The sequence below is a fragment of the Streptococcus sp. CF10-1 genome (assembly GCF_024295825.1).
In the GTDB taxonomy this organism is placed as follows: Bacteria; Bacillota; Bacilli; order Lactobacillales; family Streptococcaceae; genus Streptococcus.
Genome location: NZ_JANCPQ010000004.1, coordinates 108,001 through 133,625, shown reverse-complemented (window position 1 = coordinate 133,625; position 25,625 = coordinate 108,001). Strand labels below are relative to the sequence as shown.

At 43.1% G+C, this 25,625-nt stretch carries 12 protein-coding genes and 1 other RNA gene; 10 read left to right on the top strand and 3 right to left on the bottom strand.

The window, feature by feature from the left end:
- Positions 1-69: 69 nt before the first annotated feature.
- From rfbA to rfbB, 3 genes are read left to right on the top strand one after another with little or no spacing between them, the layout of a single operon-like run.
- Complete coding sequence (rfbA, locus tag NMM25_RS06570) at positions 70-939, top strand: glucose-1-phosphate thymidylyltransferase RfbA (protein ID WP_254736329.1); 870 nt, start codon at positions 70-72, stop codon at positions 937-939.
- On the top strand, positions 940-1,533 hold the full coding sequence (locus NMM25_RS06565; protein ID WP_254736328.1) for a dTDP-4-dehydrorhamnose 3,5-epimerase family protein: 594 nt from the start codon (positions 940-942) through the stop codon (positions 1,531-1,533). It abuts the gene before it with no gap.
- A gap of 18 nt (positions 1,534-1,551) precedes the next feature.
- Entirely contained in the window at positions 1,552-2,598 is a 1,047-nt protein-coding gene (gene rfbB, locus NMM25_RS06560; protein ID WP_254736327.1) for a dTDP-glucose 4,6-dehydratase, read from the top strand.
- 60 nt (positions 2,599-2,658) lie between these two features.
- On the opposite strand, the gene rfbD is transcribed toward rfbB, so the two are convergent.
- On the bottom strand, positions 2,659-3,513 hold the full coding sequence (gene rfbD, locus NMM25_RS06555) for a dTDP-4-dehydrorhamnose reductase (protein WP_254736326.1): 855 nt from the start codon (positions 3,511-3,513) through the stop codon (positions 2,659-2,661).
- A 378-nt stretch (positions 3,514-3,891) separates the two neighbouring features.
- Here rfbD and NMM25_RS06550 point away from each other — a divergent pair, with 378 nt between their 5' ends.
- Both NMM25_RS06550 and NMM25_RS06545 read left to right on the top strand, forming a co-directional pair.
- A complete protein-coding gene (locus NMM25_RS06550) occupies positions 3,892-10,206 on the top strand; it encodes a SpGH101 family endo-alpha-N-acetylgalactosaminidase (protein ID WP_254736325.1) in 6,315 nt (2,104 codons plus the stop codon).
- A 140-nt stretch (positions 10,207-10,346) separates the two neighbouring features.
- Positions 10,347-18,602 (top strand): SIALI-17 repeat-containing surface protein, encoded by an 8,256-nt coding sequence (locus NMM25_RS06545; protein WP_254736324.1) that lies wholly within the window; start codon positions 10,347-10,349, stop codon positions 18,600-18,602.
- Positions 18,603-18,768: 166 nt separating this feature from the next.
- Here the strand turns inward: NMM25_RS06545 and pbp1a are convergent, their stop codons facing one another.
- Positions 18,769-20,937, bottom strand: coding sequence for a penicillin-binding protein PBP1A (gene pbp1a / locus NMM25_RS06540; RefSeq protein WP_254736323.1), 2,169 nt, complete (start codon positions 20,935-20,937; stop codon positions 18,769-18,771).
- Entirely contained in the window at positions 20,934-21,530 is a 597-nt protein-coding gene (recU, locus tag NMM25_RS06535) for a Holliday junction resolvase RecU (RefSeq protein ID WP_254736322.1), read from the bottom strand. Before recU ends, pbp1a begins: the two co-directional genes overlap by 4 nt.
- Before the next feature lie 67 nt (positions 21,531-21,597).
- Here recU and NMM25_RS06530 point away from each other — a divergent pair, with 67 nt between their 5' ends.
- From NMM25_RS06530 to NMM25_RS06510, 5 genes are all read left to right on the top strand, one after another.
- Entirely contained in the window at positions 21,598-22,125 is a 528-nt protein-coding gene (locus NMM25_RS06530; protein ID WP_254736321.1) for a DUF1273 domain-containing protein, read from the top strand.
- A gap of 69 nt (positions 22,126-22,194) precedes the next feature.
- Complete coding sequence (gene gpsB, locus NMM25_RS06525) at positions 22,195-22,524, top strand: cell division regulator GpsB (RefSeq protein WP_000146523.1); 330 nt, start codon at positions 22,195-22,197, stop codon at positions 22,522-22,524.
- A 20-nt stretch (positions 22,525-22,544) separates the two neighbouring features.
- Positions 22,545-22,926, top strand: an RNA gene (gene rnpB, locus NMM25_RS06520) — RNase P RNA component class B.
- Between the two features lie 83 nt (positions 22,927-23,009).
- Complete coding sequence (locus tag NMM25_RS06515; RefSeq protein ID WP_254736320.1) at positions 23,010-24,167, top strand: class I SAM-dependent RNA methyltransferase; 1,158 nt, start codon at positions 23,010-23,012, stop codon at positions 24,165-24,167.
- Positions 24,168-24,179: 12 nt separating this feature from the next.
- Positions 24,180-25,625: a cell division site-positioning protein MapZ family protein gene (locus tag NMM25_RS06510; protein ID WP_254736319.1), complete on the top strand. Its 1,446-nt coding sequence runs from the start codon at positions 24,180-24,182 to the stop codon at positions 25,623-25,625.

Genomic DNA, 25,625 nt, shown 5'->3' with positions numbered 1-25,625 from the left:
TCCTTAGGGAATTTGGGACAAAATGAAATATAATATAAGATAGGTAATTAGCCAGAAAGGAAGCCTATTATGAAAGGTATTATTCTTGCGGGTGGTTCAGGTACCCGATTGTACCCACTTACTCGAGCTGCGTCAAAACAGCTGATGCCAGTTTATGATAAACCCATGATTTACTATCCTTTGTCAACCTTGATGTTGGCTGGGATTAAGGACATTTTGATCATCTCAACACCACAGGATTTACCCCGCTTTAAGGACTTGCTCTTGGATGGTTCCGAATTTGGGATTAAACTTTCTTATGCGGAACAGCCAAGTCCAGATGGACTTGCTCAGGCTTTTCTTATCGGTGAAGAATTTATCGATGACGATAGTGTTGCCTTGATTTTGGGCGACAATATCTATCATGGACCTGGTTTGAGCAGAATGCTTCAAAAGGCAGCCAAGAAAGAGAAGGGTGCGACTGTTTTTGGCTACCAAGTGAAGGATCCAGAGCGTTTTGGTGTGGTCGAGTTTGATACAGACATGAATGCTATTTCCATAGAAGAAAAACCGGAGAATCCTCGATCCAACTATGCAGTGACAGGTCTTTATTTCTATGATAATGATGTTGTGGATATTGCCAAACAGATCAAACCAAGCGCACGTGGTGAGTTGGAAATCACAGATGTTAACAATGCTTATTTGAAGCGTGGGGATTTGTCAGTTGAAGTTATGGGACGTGGTTTTGCCTGGTTGGATACAGGGACGCATGAGAGTCTGTTAGAGGCTTCCCAATATATCGAAACAGTTCAACGGATGCAAAATGTTCAGGTTGCCAATCTGGAAGAAATTGCCTACCGAATGGGTTATATCAGCCGCGAAGATGTGCTGAAGTTGGCGCAACCTCTCAAGAAGAATGAATACGGGCAATACTTGCTCCGTTTGATTGGAGAAATTTAGATGACAGATAATTTTTTTGGAAAAACACTTGTAGTGCGTAAGATTGATGCCATTCCAGGTTTGTTAGAGTTTGACATTCCAGTTCATGGAGACAATCGTGGCTGGTTTAAGGAAAATTTCCAGAAGGAAAAGATGGTGCCACTTGGCTTTCCTGAAAGCTTCTTTGCTGAAGGGAAACTGCAAAATAATGTCAGCTTTTCTCGTAAAAATGTTCTTCGAGGCCTCCATGCCGAACCTTGGGACAAGTATATCTCAGTAGCAGACAATGGGAAAGTTTTGGGTTCTTGGGTTGACCTACGTGAAGGTGAGACTTTTGGAAATGTTTATCAGACCGAGATTGATGCAAGTAAAGGAATCTTTGTCCCTCGTGGCGTAGCCAATGGTTTCCAAGTCCTCTCGGATACAGTTGCTTATAGCTATCTGGTCAATGACTACTGGGCACTTGAACTCAAGCCTAAATATGCCTTTGTCAACTATGCAGACCCAGCCTTGGGAATCGAGTGGGAAAACCTAGAAGCAGCAGAAGTCTCAGAAGCTGATAAACATCATCCCCTACTTAAGGATGTCAAACCACTAAGAAAAGAAGATTTGTAAAAAAGTTAAGGAATAAAAATGACTGAATACAAGAATATTGTCGTGACAGGTGGGGCTGGTTTTATCGGTTCTAACTTTGTTCATTATGTTTACAAGAACTTTCCAGACGTCCATGTGACAGTGCTGGACAAGCTGACTTATGCGGGTAATCGTGCCAATATTGAAGAAATTTTAGGTGATCGTGTTGAGTTGGTTGTTGGAGATATTGCTGATGCAGCCTTGGTAGACAAGCTGGCGGCTGAAGCGGATGCTATCGTTCATTACGCTGCAGAAAGCCATAATGACAACTCTCTCAATGACCCGAGCCCCTTTATCTACACTAACTTCATCGGGACCTACACTCTATTGGAAGCAGCTCGTAAATATAACCTTCGTTTCCACCATGTGTCGACTGACGAAGTCTATGGGGACCTGCCTCTACGTGAAGATTTACCAGGTCATGGAGAAGGTCCAGGTGAGAAGTTTACAGCTGAAACCAAGTACAATCCAAGTTCGCCTTACTCATCAACAAAGGCAGCTTCGGACTTGATCGTCAAAGCTTGGGTTCGCTCATTTGGTGTCAAAGCGACTATTTCTAACTGTTCAAACAACTATGGCCCTTACCAGCATATCGAGAAGTTCATTCCGCGCCAAATCACCAATATCTTGAGTGGTATCAAGCCAAAACTCTATGGTGAGGGTAAGAATGTCCGTGACTGGATTCACACCAATGACCATTCATCAGGTGTTTGGACGATTCTGACCAAAGGTCAAATCGGTGAAACCTACTTGATTGGTGCGGATGGCGAGAAGAACAACAAGGAAGTGCTGGAACTCATCCTCAAGGAGATGGGGCAACCAGCTGATGCTTATGATCATGTGACGGACCGAGCTGGTCACGACCTTCGCTATGCAATTGACGCTAGCAAGCTTCGTGATGAACTAGGATGGAAACCCGAGTTTACCAACTTTGAAGCAGGCCTCAAAGAGACCATCAAATGGTATACAGATAACCAAGACTGGTGGAAATCTGAAAAAGAAGCGGTAGAGGCTAACTATGCTAAAACGCAACAAGTAATTAACTAAATGCATACTAAAAAGCAAGAGAACTCAAAGTCTCTTGCTTTTTATGTATGTCGTAATCTTTTATTTTCTTACTTCTTGTTTATAAAACTCTTTAAGTGCATCTTGCCAGGTTGGAATGACAAAACCTGTTGCCTTTGCTTTTGTCAAGCTCATAGTTGAGTTGAGAGGTCGTTTGGCCTTGGCAGGGAACTTGCTGGAGTCTACTGGTACTACTTCAACATCACTGTCCTTAAGAATTTCAACAGCAAAGTCATACCAAGTGGTGTCTTCAGTTGCGTCATTTGATAAGTGGTAGTAGCCAAATTCTTTTTGATTTTCAGTCAAGTAGGTCATGAACTCAGCCAAGGTACGTGTCCAGGTTGGGCGGCCGTGTTGGTCGTTGACCACTGTGAGTGTTTTATGGGTTTTGGCTAGATTTTGCATGGTAAAGACAAAGTTTTTACCATAATTTCCAAAGACCCAAGCAGTGCGGATGATGTAATGCTGTGACGTAAGGGTTTCAACAAGTTCTTCCCCCATTCGCTTGGTACGCCCGTACTCTGTCTGCGGATCAGGTAGGTCATCGACTTCCCATTCTTGTCCAACGTTTTTTTTCCCATCAAAGACATAGTCTGTCGAGATATAGACCAGGGTGGCTCCGTATTTCTCAGAGGCCTTGGCTACATTTTCAGTTCCAGTTACGTTTATGGCAAAATCCAGTTCTTTTCCCTCATCTTCAGCCGCATCCACAGCAGTGTAGGCTGCACAATGATAGACCAGAGTTGGCTTGACCTCAGCAAATACCTTATCAACCATTTCAGCATTAGTGATATCCATTTCGGCCACATCCACTGCAACATAGTCCACATTTCGTTCATCTAGTAAATAACGTAGTTCGGTACCGAGCTGACCATTTGCACCTGTAATTAATATCATTGTCTCCTCCTTAGCTTTTCTTCTATCTAATCATAGCAAAAAAATGATAAAAAATCTGATTTTCGGTCCTTGTTTTGATGGTTTCTATCCGATAAGAATCTGTTTTTGAAATGAAACTGTTTATTAGATTCTTTGAGATAGAATTTTTTTATAGCTGTAAAGTGATTCTTAAAATTCGGAGCGTTTACACTGTTCAGAAAAGAGAAAATTTTAGTGAATTTTACCTATTTCCTATTGCTTTCTGCCTTTTTATTTGTTATATTAAAAGTACAATTAATTTTTATTTATAACAGTTAAGCAGAGCACTTTCAGAGAAAGGAGTATTTTTTAAAAAAGAAATGTAAACGCTTACTGGAAAATGAAAGGATTTAGGAGTTCATGGATAAACGATTTTTTGAAAAACGCTGTAAGTTCAGTATTCGTAAGTTTACGCTTGGAGTAGCTTCGGTGATGATTGGAGCGACTTTCTTCGCAGTTAGCCCAGTATTGGCTGATCAAGCAAGAGTTGGTTCAACAGATAATTTGCCGAGTGAACTAGCTGATTTGGATAAGAAGTCTAGTGATGAGGGGCACGATTTTGACAAGGAAGTTGCCGCTCAAAATCCTGGTTCAGCTGAGACTACTGAAGGCCCACAAACAGAAGAAGAGTTGTTGGCTCAAGAAAAAGAAAAGTCTGAAAAGCCAAGCAATCTGCCAAAAGAATTAGAAGATAAGTTGGAGAAAGCTGAAGACAATGGGCGCGAAGTTGACAAGAATCAATTGGCTCAAGATACTGGGAAGCTCGTCCCAGAAGATGTGGCTAAGACTACCAATGGGGAATTAAACTACGGCGCGACTGTTAAGATCAAGACGCCATCAGGAGAAGGCAGCGGTATTGTCGTTGCTAAAGACCTTGTCTTGACGGTTTCTCATAACTTTATCAAGGACAGCCAGGACGGCAATATCCGTAAGGTTGTGGATAATGACCAAGGGGATGGAGATATCTATAGCATCTCATATCCAGGATTGCCAGATGTCAAGTTTAGCAAGAAAGATATTATTCATTGGGATCGTGAAGGCTATCTGAAAGGCTTCAAAAATGATTTGGCCCTAGTGAGATTACGTACAGTTCTAGAAAATACGCCTGTTGAAGTAACTAAAAAGCCAGTTGTTAAGAAAATTGGAGATAAACTCCATGTCTTTGGTTATCCAGAAGGGAAATTGAATCCGATTGTCAATACTACAGTTGATTTTGCGGAACCATACGGAGAAGGTGTCCAAGGGATTGGTTACCAAGGAGGAAAACCAGGTGCTAGTGGCGGCGGTATCTTTGATACAGAAGGCAAACTAGTCGGTGTTCACCAAAATGGTGTAGTTGGAAAACGGAGCGGCGGTATTCTCTTCTCACCAGCTCAACTAAAATGGATCCAAGACCACATACAGGGAATTTCAAGTGTGAAACCAGCAGACTTGGAAGAGAAAGAGAAACCGGCTGAAGAAAAACCAAAAGAGGATAAACCTGCAGCTGCTAAACCTGAAACACCTAAGACAGTGACTCCTGAATGGCAAACAGTAGCGAATAAAGAGCAACAAGGAACCGTCACTATTCGTGAAGAAAAGGGTGTTCGCTACAATCAACTATCTTCAACGGCCCAAAATGACAATGATGGCAAACCAGCTTTGTTTGAAAAACAAGGATTGACAGTTGACGCTAATGGAAATGCGACGGTTGATTTAACCTTCAAAGATGATTCTGAAAAGGGCAAATCACGCTTTGGTGTCTTCTTGAAATTTAAAGATACCAAGAACAATGTTTTTGTTGGATATGACCAAGGTGGCTGGTTCTGGGAATACAAAACTCCAGGTAATAGCACATGGTATAAAGGCAACCGTGTAGCAGCACCAGAACCAGGTTCTGTAAACCGTCTTTCTATCACTCTCAAGTCAGATGGACAACTCAATGCCAGCAACAATGATGTAAATCTCTTTGACACAGTGACCCTACCTGGGGCGGTCAATGAGAATCTTAAAAATGAGAAGAAGATCCTTCTCAAGGCAGGAACTTATAGCAATGATCGCACGGTTGTCAGCGTTAAAACAGACAATCAAGAAGGTGTAAAAGCGGATGATACTCCTGCCCAGAAAGAAACAGGTCCGGCCGTTGACGATAGCAAGGTGACTTATGATACGATCCAGTCTAAGGTTCTCAAGGCAGTGATTGACCAAGCCTTCCCTCGTGTCAAGGAATACACCTTGAATGGACATACTTTGCCAGGACAGGTGCAACAGTTCAACCAAGTCTTTATCAATAACCACCGAATCACTCCTGAAGTCACTTATAAGAAGATCAATGATACTACTGCAGAGTACTTGATGAAACTTCGTGACGAGAAGAATTTCATCAATGCAGATATGACAGTACGCTTGCAAGTTGTGGACAATCAGTTGCATTTTGATGTGACCAAGATTGTCAACCACAATCAAGTTACTCCAGGTCAGAAGATTGATGATGAAAGAAAACTTCTCTCCTCTATCAATTTCTTAGGAAACTCACTTGTGTCAGTTTCAAGCGACCAAACTGGAGCTAAGTTTGACGGGGCAACCATGTCAAACAACACTCATATCAGTGGAGATGAACATATTGATGTAACCAATCCAATGAAAGATTTGGCTAAGGGCTATATGTATGGTTTTGTTTCCACAGATAAGCTTGCTGCAGGTGTTTGGAGTAACTCTCAAAACAGCTACGGTGGTGGTTCGAATGACTGGACTCGTTTGACAGCATTCAAACAAACTGTTGGAAATACAAACTATGTGGGAATCCAAAGTTCTGAATGGCAATGGGAAAAAGCTTATAAGGGCATTGTTTTCCCAGAATACACCAAGGAACTTCCAAGTGCCAAGGTTGTTATCACCGAAGATGCCAATGCCGACAACAAAGTCGACTGGCAAGATGGTGCCATTGCTTATCGTAGCATCATGAACAACCCTCAAGGTTGGGAAAAAGTCAAGGATATCACAGCTTATCGTATCGCGATGAACTTTGGTTCTCAAGCACAAAACCCATTCCTTATGACCTTGGATGGTATCAAGAAGATCAATCTCCACACAGATGGTCTTGGACAAGGTGTTCTCCTTAAAGGATATGGTAGTGAAGGTCACGACTCTGGTCACTTGAACTATGCTGATATTGGTAAACGTATTGGTGGTGTCGAAGACTTCAAGACCTTGATCGAAAAAGCGAAGAAATATGGTGCTCATCTAGGTATCCACGTTAACGCATCTGAGACCTATCCTGAGTCTAAATACTTTAACGAAAATATTCTTCGTAAGAATCCAGATGGAAGCTACAGCTACGGATGGAACTGGCTAGACCAAGGTATCAACATTGATGCTGCTTACGACTTGGCGCATGGACGTTTGGCTCGCTGGGAAGACTTGAAGAAAAAACTTGGTGACGGTCTTGACTTTATCTATGTGGACGTTTGGGGCAATGGCCAATCAGGTGATAACGGTGCCTGGGCTACCCACGTTCTTGCTAAAGAAATTAACAAACAAGGCTGGCGCTTTGCGATTGAGTGGGGCCATGGTGGTGAATACGACTCTACCTTCCAACACTGGGCAGCTGACTTGACCTATGGTGGCTACACCAATAAAGGTATCAACAGTGCCATCACACGCTTTATCCGCAACCACCAAAAAGATTCTTGGGTTGGGGACTACAGAAGTTACGGTGGTGCAGCCAACTACCCACTTCTAGGTGGCTACAGCATGAAAGACTTTGAAGGCTGGCAAGGAAGAAGCGACTACAATGGCTATGTAACCAACTTATTTGCCCATGACGTCATGACCAAGTACTTCCAACACTTCACTGTAAGCAAATGGGAAAATGGTACACCAGTTACCATGTCTGATAACGGTAGCACCTATAAATGGACTCCAGAAATGAAGGTTGAGCTAGTCGATGCAGCAGGTAACAAGGTTGTTGTGACTCGTAAGTCAAATGATGTCAATAGCCCACAATACCGTGAACGTACAGTAACGCTCAACGGGCATGTCATCCAAGATGGTTCAGCTTACTTGACTCCTTGGAACTGGGATGCAAATGGTAAGAAACTTCCTACTGATAAGGAAAAAATGTACTACTTCAATACGCAAGCCGGTGCAACAACTTGGACCCTTCCAAGCGATTGGGCAAATAGCAAGGTTTACCTTTACAAGCTAACTGACCAAGGTAAGACAGAAGAGCAAGAACTCACTGTAAAAGATGGCAAGATTACCCTAGACCTTCTAGCAAATCAACCATATGTTCTCTACCGCTCAAAACAAACCAATCCTGAAATGTCATGGAGCGAAGGCATGCACATCTATGACCAAGGATTTAACAGTGGAACCTTGAAACACTGGACTATTTCAGGTGATGCTTCTAAAGCAGAAATTGTCAAATCACAAGGCGCAAATGAAATGCTTCGTATCCAAGGCAACAAGAGCACAGTCAGCCTTACTCAGAAACTGACTGGCTTGAAACCAAATACCAAGTATGCGGTTTATGTCGGTGTTGATAACCGTAGTAATGCTAAGGCAAGTATCACAGTGAATACTGGCGAAAAAGAAGTGACTACTTACACCAATAAGTCACTCGCTCTCAACTATATCAAAGCTTATGCTCATAACAATCGTCGTGAAAATGCTACAGTTGATGATACAAGTTACTTCCAAAACATGTACGCCTTCTTTACAACTGGATCGAACGTATCAAATGTTACTCTTACATTGAGTCGTGAAGCTGGTGATGAAGCAACATACTTTGATGAAATCCGTACCTTTGAAAACAATTCAAGCATGTACGGAGACAAGCATGATACAGGTAAAGGAACATTTAAACAAGACTTTGAAAATGTAGCTCAAGGTATCTTCCCATTTGTAGTAGGTGGTGTTGAAGGTGTCGAAGACAACCGCACTCACTTGTCTGAAAAACACGATCCATATACACAGCGTGGTTGGAACGGTAAGAAAGTCGATGATGTTATCGATGGAAATTGGTCATTGAAGACTAACGGACTAGTGAGCCGTCGTAACTTGGTTTACCAAACTATTCCGCAAAACTTCCGCTTTGAAGCAGGTAAGACCTATCGCGTAACCTTTGAATATGAAGCAGGTTCTGACAATACCTATGCCTTTGTAGTTGGTAAGGGAGAATTTCAGTCAGGTCGTCGTGGTACTCAAGCAAGCAACTTGGAAATGCATGAATTGCCAAATACTTGGACAGATTCTAAGAAAGCCAAGAAGGCAACCTTCCTCGTGACAGGTGCAGAAACAGGCGATACTTGGGTAGGTATCTACTCAACTGGAAACGCAAGCAATACTCGTGGTGATTCTGGTGGAAATGCCAACTTCCGTGGTTACAACGACTTCATGATGGACAATCTTCACATCGAGGAAATTACCCTAACAGGTAAGATGTTGACAGAAAATGCTCTGAAGAACTACTTGCCAACGGTTGCCATGACCAACTACACCAAAGAGTCTATGGATGCTTTGAAGGAGGCGGTCTTTAACCTCAGTCAGGCAGATGATGATATTAGTGTGGAAGAGGCGCGTGCAGAGATTGCCAAGATTGAAGCTTTGAAGAATGCTTTGGTTCAGAAGAAGACAGCTTTGGTAGCAGAAGACTTTGAAAGTTTGGATGCGCCAGCTCAACCAGGTGAAGGTCTAGAGAATGCCTTTGATGGCAATGTATCTAGTCTATGGCATACATCTTGGAATGGTGGAGATGTAGGCAAACCTGCAACCATGGTCTTGAAAGAACCAACTGAAATCACAGGACTTCGCTATGTTCCACGTGCCTCTGATTCAAATGGAAACTTGCGAGATGTGAAACTGGTTGTCACAGATGAGTCTGGCAAGGAACATACTTTCACCGTGACAGATTGGCCAAATAACAACAAGCCAAAAGACATTGACTTTGGCAAGACAATCAAGGCTAAGAAAATTGTCCTTACTGGTACCAAGACTTACGGAGATGGTGGCGATAAATACCAATCTGCAGCAGAACTCATCTTTACCCGTCCGCAAGTAGCAGAAACACCTCTTGACATGTCTGGCTATGAAGCAGCTTTAGCTAAGGCGCAGAAATTAACAGACAAAGACAATCAAGAGGAAGTAGCTAGCGTTCAGGCAAGCATGAAATATGCGACGGATAATCATCTCTTGACTGAAAGAATGGTGGCCTACTTCGCAGACTATCTCAACCAATTAAAAGATTCTGCTACGAAACCAGACGCTCCAACAAGTAGCAAGGGTGAAGAACAACCACCAGTTCTTGATGTACCTGAGTTCAAAGGCGGCGTCAATGCAACAGAAGCAGCTGTACATGAGGTTCCTGAGTTCAAGGGCGGCGTTAATGCGGTCCAAGCCTTGGTTCACGAATTACCAGAATACAAAGGCGGAGCCAATGCGGTCCAAGCTTTGGTAAACGAGAAACCAGCTTACACAGGTGTATTGGCTACTGCTGGAGATCAAGCAGCTCCAACAGTTGAAAAACCTGAGTACCCGCTCACTCCAAGCCCAGTAGCTGATGCCAAAACTCTGGAAGATAAAGAAGAGAAACTTCCTGCTACAGGAGAACATGGTTCAGAAGCAGCCCTCTTCTTGGCAAGTGTGAGCATCGCTTTATCTGCTGCGGTTCTTGCGACAAAACGTAAAGAAGATTAATGAGATTTGATTTCAGCAGTTTAAAGCAACTCGAATCAAAAAGGAACAAACAGCCGGAGAGGACCTCTTGGTTCTCTCCTTTTTCAAAGGAGAAATGATACCGCTTACTCATGTATGCGGATGAAAGGAATAGGAGAAAGATGGATAGACATTTTTTTGAGAAACGCTGTCACTATAGTATAAGAAAATTTGCAATCGGTGCAGCCTCCGTTATGATTGGTGCTAGTATCTTTGGCGCCAATATGGTTCAGGCGGCAGAAACAGCAACACCTTCAGAGACAGAGGGAAGTATCACTCATGTTCAAGCCTTGGATAAGTTACCAGATGATTTAGCCGCTGCGCTTGAAAAAGCAGATGCAGAAGCTGCAACAGAAGCAAGTCATGAAGAAACTCCAGCGACAGATGAGGGAACCAATCCTGCAGCAAGTGAAGAGGCAAAACCAGAGACAAGTCCTACAAGTCCCAAGCCAGCAGAAACGCCCAAACCGGTTGAAACACCAAAGGCGGATAATCAACCTGCTGAAACCACTACACCAGCAGTAAAACCAGCTGAAAAGACAATCGAAGATAGAGAAGATGTCAACCATCTCGAGGGTGCTACAGCCCAAGCTAATAACTATGAAACTGGCACTCCGTATACTGCTGATAAGGCAGTGGACGGTAATCCGGATACCCGTTGGGCGACTAATCAAAATATTGAAAAACCAACCTTCGAATTAACTCTTCCAAAAACTACCCTCATCAAACATGTGGAAATAGACTGGGATCGTCGTCTTCGTAATGGGCAAAATGATCCAAATATCAAATCTTGGAGTCTCTACTACGCAGGCCAAGAAGACGTGGGCGCTAACGGAGAAAAACAATGGAAACTCGCTCATACCAAGACTGGAGATCCTGTTTTAGATGAGAAAGTAGATCTAGCTGAAAGTATTCAAGCTAAATATCTTAAGTTAGAAATTAACGACTATCAAGCGGGCACAATGGGTTGGAGAAACGTTGGTATCCAAGAAATTCTAGCTTATTCTAACGTTCCGGACCATAGTAAGGTAACGGACATCCGCCAAGTAACCGAACTAACAGTAGCAGAAGACGGACAATCTCTTGTCTTACCAACTTTACCAGGAAAAGTCAGTCTCATCGGAAGCAATAAACAAGGTGTAATCGACCTTCAAAATCGTATCCATAAACCTCTGACAGATCAACGCGTTAAGGTTATGGTGCAGCAAATCAAAGACAGCCATACTTTCACTAAGGAATTTGAAGTAGTCATCAAGGGTCTACATCAGGACGAGGGTGTGGGTGTCAAACCAAAAGTAGCGCCAGCTGTTCAACAATGGTATGGGAAAGAAGGTCAATCTTCTATCACTTCAGATACAGTTCTTGCGACAGGAGATTCAGGATTTGATCAGGCTGCAACCTTCTACCAGTCAGATCTTGCAAGCCGTGGATTGGAACTTGCAACAGGTGACAAACAGGCTCAAAAACGAATCGAATTTAAAAAAGTTGAAAACAAGGGTTATGGTAAGGAAGGCTATGGCATCACTATCCAAGATGATGTGATTACCATCGAAGCTGCTACAAACACAGGAGCCTTCTACGCCACTCGTACTCTTCTTCAAATGGGAGAAACAGACCTACAAAATGGCGAAATTCGTGATTTCCCAAGTTTCAGCCACCGTGGCTTTATGCTGGATACAGGTCGTAAATTTATCCCTTATGACACCCTTGTAGACATCATGCTAAACATGGCCTACTACAAGATGAACGACTTGCAGTTGCACCTTAATGATAACTATATCTTCCTCAAGGAACACTTGGCAGGTAAGAATTTAACTCCAGAAGAACAACTCAAGTATGTACTTGAACATGCCAAGACGGGGTTCCGTGTGGAGACAGATATTGTCGGTAAGAATGGTCAAAAATTAACATCAGATGAGCATTATACTAAGGAAGAAATGCAAAACCTGATTAAACTTGCCAAGGCCTTGCATATCAACCTAGTGCCAGAAATTGACACACCAGGTCACGCCTTGTCCTTTGTCAAAGTCCGCCCAGACCTCATGTATCAAGGTAGTTTGAGCGATTATGCAGGCAAGCACAATGTCGAGCGCGTAGCTATGCTCGACCTAGATAATAAATACGATGAAACGCTGGCTTTTGTCAAATCAGTTTATGACAAACTCCTCGATGGTCCAGATGCACCGCTTCATGGGGTATCAACTGTTCATATCGGAACGGATGAATACTATGGCAGCAGAGAAAGCTATCGCCGCTATGTCAATGACCTTATCAAATACATTAAAGGAAAAGGTTATACCCCTCGTATCTGGGGTTCGCTCAGTGCGAAACGAGGTAAAACAGCGGTTGATTGGAAAGATGTAGAGGTTGACATCTGGAGTATTGGTTGGCAGCAGCCAAAAGAAGCTATTGCTCAGGGAGCTAAGATTATTAACATCACGGATGTGCCGACATATAGTGTCCCAAGTGGAAGCAATAGTCAAGCAGCCTACGGGGACTATGCTAACTATGAGCGCCAATACAATAGCTGGACACCAAACGACTTCCGAACAGGTGGAGGTCCACTTCTACCAGCTTCTCATCCAAGTATCCTTGGTGGTGGGCACGCAGTTTGGAATGATAACATCGACCTTCATGAGACAGGCTTGACCTCTTATGATATCTTTAAACGCTTCTTCAAGAGCATGCAAACTACTGCAGAGCGCACTTGGGGATCTGACCGTGCAGCTGCGACCTTTGCAGAACGCACCCTACCAACAAGCCCTTATGCGCCACAGTCAAATCCTGATAAAGAGATTGATCAAAGCGACTTGTTTACCATCAATCCTGAAACCGTCAAGAACTATGCAAGCAAGAAGGTGAAGACAAGCGAGCAAGGCTTGGCTTTTGAGAAAGACAGCAGTATCGAAGGCTTGGCAGGTGATGTTGGCCCAAGTCATGTCTTGAAGTTTGATGTAACTGTTACTGGTGACGGTGAACAAACCTTCTCAACAAGTGGAGACAACCGTATCTATCTAGCTGATAAAGACGGCTACCTTGCTTATCAATTTGAACAGTTCCATATCCAATTCAAGAAAAAACTTGAAAAGAACAAACGTTATCAAATCTCTATCGTGACCAAACCACAATCAACGGAAGTCTATGTGGATGGTGAAAAGATTGAGCGTATCGCAAATCCAGCCCACCCTCGCTTTGCCCACAATAGCTTGGTACTACCGCTTGAAAGCATCGGTGGTCTCAAAGGAATCTTGCATAGCGCAGAGTTGTCAGACAAACCATTTGTAAATCCTCGTTTGATTTCAAATGATAAGATTACGGCAACCGCAAGCAGTCAGCAACTTCCAGGAAACGCGACTGAAGGCGCTGTTGAAAAGGCCTTTGACAATGATCCAAATACCTTCTGGCATACTAAGTGGACTGGTGACACTGCGCCATTCACACTTACGATGACCTTGAAAGAAGCAGAAAAAGTCAATGGCTTGACTTATCTCCCACGCCCAGGTGGTGGAAATGGTGTTGTGACGCGCTACGAAATCTACGCACAAAAAGATGGCCAAATGGTCAAGGTTTCAGAAGGAAGCTGGGACAACAACGCCCAAGAAAAAACAGTCAACTTTGCGGCGGTACATACCAACAAGATTGAGTTGAAAGTATTGGAAGGCGTTGGTGGTTTTGCAAGTGCAGCTGAAGTTCATCTATTAAAACCTGTCAAAGAAGAGCAAGAAACGCCTGCACCAAGTCAACCAGAAAAACCAAGTCAACCAGAAAAACCAAAAGTAGAGCAAACAGGTGATGGAACAGTTGAATTGGCAGATCAATTCACTGCAAGTAAACCAGCTAGCGAAGACAGCATTGCAGCTGCCAGCAAGAGCGCAGACTACCTCAAGAAAGAGTACAAGGTCTTCCCAACGCCACAAAAAGTGACTTATGGAGAAGGAGTCACAGCTCTTCGCAAGCAAGTCAATCTGGTCATGGGCGATCAACTCGATATCTATACTCGTAATCGCTTGAAGAGTGTCTTGCAGGACAATCAAGTATCTTATACAACTGGTAAGGCAGCAATCGCTGGCGCAACCAATATCTATCTTGGAGTGCATGGACAAGGCTCACAAGCAGAGCAAAACTTGTCCAATGTTTCAGCAGGCCTCTTTGACAAGATTGACGCCTATGTCTTGAGCATCAAGGATAATTCGATTTCCATCGTCGGAAAAGACACAGATGCGGTCTTCTATGGTTTGACAACCTTGAAACACATGCTCAAGGAAAGTCAAGTGCCAGTCCTTCGTAATGTGACAGTAGAAGATTACGCAGAGCTCAAGAACCGTGGTTTCATCGAAGGTTACTATGGAAACCCATGGTCGAATGCCGATCGTGCAGAGCTCATGCGTTTTGGTGGTGATTTGAAATTGAACCAATACTTCTTTGCACCAAAAGATGATCCATACCACAACAAGAAATGGCGTGAACTCTATCCAGAAGAAAAACTAGCAGAAATTCGTGAACTTGCTCGTGTTGGAAATCAGAGCAAAACTCGCTATGTATGGACAATTCACCCATTCATGAACAACCGTATCCGCTTTGGTAATGAAGCGCATTACCAAGAAGATTTGGCAACCATCAAGGCTAAATTTACCCAGTTGATGAAAGTGGGTGTCCGCGAATTTGGTATCCTTGCAGATGATGCTCCAAGCCCAGTCGGAGGCTACAATAGCTACAACCGCTTGATGCAAGATATGACCAAGTGGTTGACTGAAATGCAGGGAACTTACAGCGGTCTTCGCAAAGAAATGATCTTTGTTCCTGGCCAGTATTGGGGTAATGGACGTGAGGATGAGTTGAAATCCCTCAATGAAAATCTCCCAAGATCAACAACCATGACCTTGACGGGTGGTAAGATTTGGGGTGAAGTATCTGAAAGCTTCCTTTCAACTCTCAAAAACAATCTATCCGCAGGTGGCAAGACCTATCGCCCAGTTTCACTTTGGATTAACTGGCCTGTAACAGATAACTCGAAACAACACTTGATTCTAGGTGGTGGTGAGAAATTCCTTCATCCAAATGTGGATCCAAGCTTGCTGTCTGGTATCATGTTGAACCCAATGCAACAGTCTGAACCATCTAAGATTGCCCTCTTTTCAGGAGCTCAATACTCATGGAAACAGTGGAAATCAGAAGAAGAAGCTAAGAAAATCAATGATATTGCCTTCAACTTTGTAGAAAATGGTCATTTTGAAGATAGCAAGGTATCAGCAGCCTTCCGCGAACTTGGCAAGCACATGATCAACCAAAACATGGATAATCGTGTCGTCAAACTAGAAGAATCTGTAGACTTGGCTCCAAAATTAACAGACTTCATGACCAAGCTCAAAGCAGGTCAGGATGTGACTGCTGAACGTGCAGCCTTGCGTGCAGAATTTACCAAGATTAAAGAAGCAGCTGAACTCTATAAAGCATCAGGCGATAAAAAAATGGTTGCCCAAATCCACTATTGGTTGGATAATGCAATCGACCAAATGAATGCTCTCGATGCCTTCCTTACAGGAACTGAAGCCATGGCTACAAACGATGCAGCCAAACTTTGGGATAGCTACTATAAAGGTTTGAAATTGTACGAACAGTCTCAAACTCACACCTTCCATTATGTAGACCATATGGAAAAAGCTGAATTGGGTGTTCAACATATTCGTCCATTTATCCTATCCTTGAAAGAAGTTCTAGCGTCTGAAGTTCAAAAAGTCTTGCATCCAGATCAAATCATCAGTACCTTTATCACCAATCGAACAGGTGTAGAAGGTGGTTTGGCAGAAGTAACGGATGGCGATTTGGCAACTCATGCGATTATTAAATCACCAAATAGCATCAAGACAGGTGATTATATTGGTATGAAGTTCAACAAGCCGGTATCAATCCAAACCTTGACCTTTGCAATGGGAACGCAGGCAAATCCACGTGATACCTTTAGTAAGGCAGAAGTGCAGTATCAAGATGAAAATGATAACTGGGTAACCTTGAAAGAGCCAAGCTATGTCGGAAATGAATCCCTGCTTAAGTTTGAAAATCTCAATATCAAGGCCAAGGCAGTTCGCATGATTGCGACAGCAGACCGCGAGAACACTTGGTTTGCAGTTCAGGAAATTGCAGTCAACCGTCCAGTTGAAAAAGCTCGTAGCCAACAAGCAACGACAGTTAGTCTAAGCTCAAACTTAGTTTACAAACTAAATACTTCAGCTCGTCAAATCACTGATGGCAAGGACAATACAGAAGCCATGATGGCAAACGCTGACGGTAGCAATACCACTCCAGTAGATGCTTGGGCACAACTTGACCTCGGTGAAGTCAAGTCAGTCACTAAAGTTCGCCTTCGCCAAGGAACGGGTGATAAGCTTGCTGCAGGTGTACTTGAGTACTCTACAGATGGAACTGCATGGCAAGAGTTGGATCGCCTATCAGGAGAGCAAACCAAGGAAGTGACCAGAGCGATCAATGCTCGTTACATCCGAGTACGCAATACCAAGGCTCTCGACCTCTGGTGGCGTATCCAGGATTTCTCTGTTGAGACACGTTCTGGAAATAGTGAGTTAACAGACACCAACGTCGATGCCTTGAAGGAAACACCGGTAGTGGATAGCTTGGGCAGTTACGAGCTTCAAATTCCAGCTGGAACCAAACTCCCTGCTCATAGCTATCTAGGAATGAAGCTTGACCGTATCCATCAGGTCAAGAGCATCCAGCTCCAAGGCCAAGCCAACCCTGCTCTTAGTCTAGAGTACTCTGCAAACGCTCAAGAATGGCTACCAGCGAGCCAGTTGACTGATAGATCTGCAGCAAGCCACTTAGTACGTTATGTGCGTCTGGTCAATAAAACAGATCAGGAGCAAGCTATTACAGCGACTTCTCTCCTTGTGACGACTAAAGAAGTGCAACCAACAAAATTGGAATCAACTTCAATGGGAATTCACCCAGCATATGGTAGCAATGATGTTCGTAAACTGAACAACCTAGATCAATTATTTGATGGTGTTTACAACAACTTCGTTGAGTTTTCAGACTATGCTCGTAAAGATGGTCATGTGACCTTGAAACTTGGCAGCGAACGCACTATCAAGAAGATTAGAGCCTACATCCAAGACGGAACGCAAAACTACCTTCGTGATGGTAAGATCCAAGTCAGCCAAGATGGTAAAACTTGGACAGATGTCGTGACAGTAGGAGATGGTGTAGCCAATAGCCAACACGATGATTCATTGACAGATGGTTGGACACATGATTCTAAGATGCCAGGAAATCGCTACATAGAGGGTGAATTGACGACACCAGTCAAAGCTAACTATCTTCGTGTCCTCTATACAGCGGATTATGATGCCCGTTTTGTAGGATTTACAGAATTGGTCATTAACGATGGTGAGTTTGTCAAACCAATCAATGATCCAACAGTAGAAGGAAGTAGTGGAGAAAGCCAAGGCAACCTTTATAATAATCTTGTAGACGGCAAAGTCTTGACCAGCTACAAGTCTGAAAAAGACAAGGGCGAGTTGGTGTATCACTTATCTGAACCGACCAATGCTAACCACCTTCGTCTCGTTTCCAGTCTTCCTGAAGGAGCGCAAGCACGTGTTCTTGCTAGAACACTCAAGGATGGTCAAGACAGTTGGACAGACCTCGGTGCCATTACATCTAGTCTCCAAACCTTCGCTATCCGAAATGGTGGCTCTCTTCTAGACGTTAAACTCGTCTGGGAAGGTGGCAAGGCTGAGTTTTATGAATTGGCAAGCTTCCATCAAGAATTAACAGAGGAACCGGTTCAATCAAGTAAGGGGGAAGAACCAGCACCCGTTCTTGAGGTTCCTGAATTCACAGGTGGTGTCAATGCAGTTGAAGCCTTGGTACATGAGCTTCCAGAGTACACTGGTCCAGTAGCAACAGTAGGTGACCAAGCTGCTCCAACAGTAGAGAAATCTGAGTTCAAGGGTGGTGTCAATGCAGTTGAAGCCCTAGTACATGAACTTCCAGAGTACACAGGCCCAGTAGCGACAGTAGGTGACCAAGCTGCTCCAACAGTTGAGAAACCTGAGTTCAAGGGCGGTGTCAATGCAGTGATGGCTCTAGTGCATGAATTGCCAGAATACACAGGCCCAGTAGCAACAGTAGGCGACCAAGCTGCTCCAACAGTAGAGAAACCTGAGTTTAAACTTAGCTCACTTGCTTCAGATGAAGATAAGACACCGGCACCGGATCTAAAACAAGAAGTGAGGAAGCAAGAAACAGCTGAACAAAGCTTGCCAGCAACAGGTGAAAGTAAATCTGACACAGCCCTCTTCCTAGCAGGTGTTAGCCTAGCCCTATCTGCTCTCTTTGTAGCAAAAACAAAGAAAGACTAGTATTTAGTAAAACCTCTTAACAAGATTACGAAATCCGTTTCCTACCTTTCCCAATGAGTTTTATAGTACAGAAAAGCCTGAGAAGATGTCTTCTCAGGCTTTTGTTAAGCACATAAATGCAATAGTGCTATGAAAAAATCACCCAGAAAAATCCGGGTGATAAATGTTATGGTTGTGCTGGTTGAGGATTCTGATTTTGGTTCTGGTTTTGTTGACCAGGCGTTGTATTTGGTTGCTGGTTATTGGTATTATTGTTTGCACTATTATTCGTGCTTGGAGTAGTTGAGCTTGACTGTGAAGTTGAACTTTCTGATGTCGAGCTCGAACTTTCTGGTGTTGGGGCCTGTTGCGGAGCAGGAGCAGTCCATGCAGAACGAGCACCGTTTTTAAAGACGAACTCACCACTTCGATAGAGGCCTTCTGGCATAGTCCAGTCGCCAGGGTTGTTATCCTCAGACAGATAAGTCATCATTGAACGGTAAACCTTAGCTGCAACATAGAAGCCATCACCAACGATAGGAGTAAGGCGGTTTGAGTAACCTGTCCATACAGCCATTGAATATTTGCGAGTATAACCAACAAACATTTCGTCTGGAGCTACATAACCTGTGTTTTTGATGTAGTTTTCAATTTCATCGTCTGTATAGTTGGATGTACCAGTCTTACCAGCTTGAGGTAGCCAAGGGAGATAAGCACCACGACCCGTTCCGTATGCCAAGACAGTCTTCATCATTTCTGTCATCATATAGGCGGTCGTCTCTTTCATGGCACGAGTACCAGGATCAGCGTATTCTTTTGAGCTACCATCACTAAAGACGATTTTGTTGATATACATTGGTTTATGGTAGATACCACCGTTAGCAAAAGCAGCGTAAGCAGCAGCCATTTTCTCACTACTTGCTCCGTACTTTTTGTTTGACTCAGTCGTGTTACTTGAAATGGCGTTTGCATAATGCATGCTTGGATAGTCGATACCAAGACCATTAAGAAAGGTTTTAGCTCTATCTAGACCGACCTTATTCAAAGTCTCAACGGCTGTGACATTACGTGACTGTTGAAGTGCATACTGGATTGTAATATTTCCAAAGTAGACTTTATCCCAGTTGTAGAGGGGAGTATCAGTACCTGGATAGTTATAAGGAACATCATGTACAATCGAAGCAGTTGAGTCGTAGATGTCATACTCCAAGGCAGGAGCATAGTCTGTGATCGGCTTCATGCTAGAACCCCAGTCACGGTTGGTTTCAACAGCTTGGTTGATTCCGAAGGAAACATTGCTTGATTGGTGACGAGAACCTAACTGAGCAATAACTTTCCCATTTGTCACATCCACAATCGTTGAAGCTACTTGCATTTCATCGTCAGGATAGTTGACATACTCGTCGGTATTGTAGATATCCCAGAGATGTTGTTGAACTTTAGGATCAACGTTGGTGTAGACGTCCATACCAGTTGTTAAGAGGTTGTAGCCTGTTTCTTGTTCGACTTGATCGATTACCTCTTTGAGATAGTTGTCCATGTATGGAGGATAACTATTAGCTGATTTTAGACTTTGAAGTCCATCTGTAATCGGAGTATTAATCGCTTTTTCATATTGCTCAGCTGAAATGTAACCTTGCCCCTTCATCTCAGAGAGGACGAGATTACGACGTTCTTGAGCAGCTTCTGGATGCGAGTATGGATCATACTGGTTTGGAGCCTGAGGCATACCAGCAAGGAGAGCCAATTGAGGAATACTTAGATCTTTGAGATCCTTGCCATAGTAACTTTGGGCAGCTGTCTGCATTCCGTAGTTCCCGTTTGACATGTAAACCTTGTTGATGTAGTAGGTCAAGATCTCTTGTTTAGTCGCTTTTTGTTCTAGCTGAACGGCTAACCAAGCTTCCTGGGCCTTACGAGAAAGAGTTTGATCAGAAGTTGACGTAGAGAAATAGGTTAACTTGATCAACTGCTGTGTCAAGGTGGAAGCTCCTTGCAGACCTCCACCACCACGAAGGTTTCGGAGGGTAGCACCTAGGATACGGATCGTGTCGATTCCTCGGTGATTAAAGAAGCGATGGTCCTCAATCGAAACAATAGCGTTGACCAAATCGGTCGGTATTTCGTTTGCTTGGGCATTGACTCGACGTTCCGATCCAAGATCAGCAATAAGCTCGTCATTGCTATCATAGATCTTACTTGACGTTGTAGCAACTAGTTTACTTTCAGAAAGTTCTGGAGCCTTGCTAACATAGTAGAGGAAGAGACCTCCACCAAGCATTACAGCTGCGATAAATACAGTTAAGAGACTGATGCTGACATACTTAGCTATTCGCAGAAAAGTTTGTTTGTTCATCTTGTTTTACCACCTAGTAAATGTTCTTTGATAATGTCGAGGTAGGGAATTTGAGGAAAGGCACCAGGCTCAATCCTATATCCATTTTCTCGAATATATCCAAGTGGCATTGACTTCTGTCCCTTATCTTGATGATAGAAACGGATGAGGTCAATTGCCGGTAATAAATATGTTTCCTGATAAGAAGAAAAATGGATTAGGACGAAGCAAATTCCCTTTTGTTCAAGAACCTGTTCCATATGCTGAATCTGATGAGAATGGAAGTTCTTCATCGGGAAAGCATTTTTTTGTCTGGTTTCCTTTGCTTCGAAATCGATGTAAAATCCTTCATAAACACCCGAGTAGTCAGTAGTTGAAGCTTGTCTAAAATAGGCTTCAACAATTTTAGCGCGACTCCGTTGAGGGTAGTCGACCCGAACAATCTGAACTGGGGTTGGCTTTTTGTGAATGACTGCTATTCCATGTGATAGATAGTAGTCATTGGTAGCATTAATCATCTTTTCAAAGCTCATACCTCGATTTGCGAAATTTTTAGTTTGAGGTAGAGAAGTTTTGCTTGGTTTAGATGAAAGTTTATGTGGATAGTTGACCATAGTCCTCCTTATTGGTACAATAACATCACTCTATTATACCACAAAGGTTTTCAGAAAGGGTGAAAAAATGCATACAGCCTTGGTTTTGGGATACTCAGCTTTTGATTTAGGAGTGTTTAATGAAAAGGACATTCGGTTAAAAATTATCAAAAAAGCCATTCGGAGAGACCTGGAATGTCTAGCAGAGGATGGGGTGACTTGGCTTGTCTTTACAGGGACTTTGGGCTTTGAGTACTGGGCGCTTCAGGTGGCGAAAGACATGAAAGCAGACTATGGATTTCAACTGGCGACCATTTTTGATTTTGAAACCCATGGCAGTAACTGGAATGAAGCAAATCAAGCGAAATTGAGTGAGTTCAAGCAGGTTGATTTTGTCAAATACGCCTATCCACAATATGAGCACAAGGGACAATTACGCGATTATCAGAAATTTTTGCTGGAAAATACAGATACTTGCTACCTTTTTTACGACGAAGAAAACGAAACCAAGTTACGATATTTTTACCAAATGATGAAAAATCAAGCGGACTATGTTACAAGAAGATTAACATTTGAGGACTTGAATGAAATAGTAGAAAATTTTTCTGAAAAGTAAGCCTTTGACCTTGATTTTTACTTGTCTTTTTTTATATAATAATACTAGTAACCCAGAATGGAGAGGGACATGGCAAGTATTATATTTTCAGCGAAAGATATTTTTGAACAAGAATTTGGACGTGAAGTACGTGGATATAGCAAAGCAGAGGTCGATGAATTCCTAGACGATGTGATTAAGGATTATGAAACCTACGCAGCTTTGGTCAAATCCCTTCGTCAAGAGATTGCTGATTTGAAGGAAGAATTATCTCATAAACCACAGGTAGCGCCAACTCAACCAGACTCTATTGAAGTAACGGCTTCTACTTCAATGACAAATTTTGATATTTTGAAACGCTTAAATCGTCTCGAAAAAGAAGTATTTGGTAAGCAAATCTTAGACAACCAAGATTTATAATTGACTAAGGAATGAGTGCAATTTTTGGATAATCGCGTGAAGAGGATCTCTTTTCATGAGGAAAGTCCATGCTAGCACAGGCTGTGATGCCTGTAGTGTTTGTGCTAGGCGAATCCATAAGCCTAGGGACGAGAAATCGTTACGGCAGTCGAAATGGCTAAGTCTTCGGATAGGTCAGAATAGGCTTGAAAGTGCCACAGTGACGGAGTCTTTCTGGAAACAGAGAGAGTGGAACGCGGTAAACCCCTCAAGCTAGCAACCCAAATTTTGGTCGGGGCATGGAGTGCACGGAAACGAACGTAGTACTCTGACTGCTAGCAGATTTATGCTGTTAGCGGTAGACAGATGATTATCGAAGGAAGTGGTCCTAGTCACTTCTGGAACAAAACATGGCTTATAGAAAATTGCATATAGGTTGGGGCTGAGAAATCTTTCTCAACCTCATTTTTTAAAGTGAACAAGAGAAAGGTCTTGCAAGACTAGAAATGAAAGAACAATTTAATTTAATCGCAACTGCTGCGGCGGGTCTCGAGGCTGTCGTTGGACGTGAGGTGCGAGACCTTGGTTATGATTGCCAGGTTGAAAATGGGCGTGTCCGCTTCCAAGGAGATGTGAAGGCAATCATCGAGACCAATCTTTGGATTCGTGTAGCGGATCGCATCAAGATTGTAGTCGGAAGTTTTCCAGCTAAGACTTTTGAAGAGCTTTTTCAAGGTGTTTTTGCTCTAGATTGGGAAAACTATCTCCCGCTAGGAGCACGTTTCCCGATATCAAAGGCAAAATGTGTTAAGTCTAAACTCCACAATGAGCCCAGTGTTCAGGCTATTTCTAAGAAGGCTGTTGTAAAGAAATTACAAAAACACTATGCCCGTCCAGAAGGAGTTCCCTTGATGGAAACGGGTCCCGAGTTTAAGATCGAGGTATCTATCCTGAAAGATGTGGCAACTGTCATGATTGACACGACAGGCTCCAGTCTCTTTAAACGTGGTTATCGTACGGAAAAGGGTGGAGCGCCGATCAAGGAAAATATGGCAGCGGCCATTTTACAACTCTCTAACTGGTATCCAGACAAGCCCTTGATTGATCCGACCTGTGGGTCAGGAACTTTCTGTATCGAGGCGGCTATGATTGCCAGAAAAATAGCACCAGGACTTCGACGTTCCTTTGCTTTTGAGGAATGGAACTGGGTCAGCGATCGATTAATCCAGGAAGTTCGCACAGAGGCGGCTAAGAAAATGGATCGTGAACTTGAGCTGGACATTATGGGCTGTGATATTGATGCTCGCATGGTGGAGATTGCCAAGGCAAATGCCCAAGCAGCAGGCGTCGCAGGTGATATCACCTTTAAGCAAATGCGGGTACAGGACTTGCGTACAGACAAGATTAATGGCGTTATCATTTCCAATCCACCATATGGGGAACGCTTGTCTGATGATGCAGGAGTTACCAAGCTCTATACTGAGATGGGACAAGTCTTTGCACCACTGAAAACGTGGAGTAAGTTTATCCTGACGAGTGACGAAGCTTTTGAAAGCAAGTACGGAAGTCCAGCTGATAAAAAACGAAAACTCTATAACGGGACCTTAAAAGTGGATTTGTATCAATACTTTGGTCAGCGTGTCAAACGCCAAGAGGTAAAATAGAAAGGTGAACTCATGAGTAAGAAAAGACGTGATCGTCATAAAAAAGGACATCAAGAACCACAATTCGACTTTGACGAAGCAAAAGACTTGACTGTTGGTCAAGTCATTCGTAAGAATGAAGAGGTTGAAGCAGGAGTATTGCCTGAGGACAGTATCTTAGACAAATACATCAAACAACACCGTGAAGAGATTGAAGCTGACAAGTTTGAAACTCGTCAGTTTAAAAAAGAAGAACTGGCTTCTACTCAAAACCTAGAGGAAATGATCCAAGAAGTTCGTGAATCAAGTGAACCTTCTGATCAGGTAGACGATTCAGACATGGTTGCTGAGGAATCTATTGAAGAGATAGAAAATGAAGAGACTACTCAGTTTGTCTCACCACTTCAAGATGAAGAAAGTGCTGAAATAGAGCCTCTCGTTTTAACAGAAACAGAGCCCAAGGAAATAAATGAGGAACAAGAAGAGGAGACCTATACACCTCTATCACGTTCGGCTCAAACAGAACCTGAAACAGGCTCTAAGAAGAAAGGTGTCATCATCATTGCTTCGGTAGTAGCTGCAATCCTTGTGCTTGCTGGAACATATTATGTCTACAGTCAAGTATCTCGTTCAAACCAAGAAATCCAGTCTTCTCAAGCAGCTTCTTCGGATGATCAAGGGACACAAACAGCTTTGAAAGACTTCAATGATCTCTATGATACTTTCTATACAGATGCTAATAAGACAGCTCTGAAAAACAGCCAGTTTGATAAATTGAGCCAACTGAAAACCTTGCTAGATAAGTTAGAAGGTAGCCGTGATTATACACTAGCTAAGTCAAGATATGATAGCCTAGCAACTCAAATCAAGGCTATTCAAGATGTCAATGCCCTCTTTGAAAGTCCAGCAATCACTGACGGTGTCTTGGATACCAATGCGAAAGTCAAAGCAGACGCTAAGTTTACAGAAATCAAGACAGGCAACACAGAACTAGACAAGCTCTTGGATAAGGCCATTAGTCTTGGTAAGAGCCAACAAACCAGTGCTTCCAGCTCAAGTTCGAGCTCTAGCACGAGTCAAGCAAGCTCAAGTTCAGCTACAGAAAGCAATGCAAGCAGTACGACCCCTTCTACAAGCACTACGGCACCAGCTAGAGATACAAATGGTGGTTTGTCTGGCGATGGGGTTAATCTTCAAAGAAGTGCTAGTCGTGTACCTTACAACCAATCAGCTGTAGATGATAGCAACAACCCTGCTTGGACCTTTGCGGATGGTGTATTGGAACAAGTCCTAGCAACATCACGTGCTCGTGGCTATATCACTGGAAATCAATATATCCTAGAACGTGTCAATATTGTAAACGGAAATGGTTATTACAACCTCTATAAACCAGATGGAACCTATCTCTTCACCCTCAACTGTAAGACAGGTTACTTTGTAGGGAATGGTTCTGGTCATGCAGATGACTTGGACTACTAG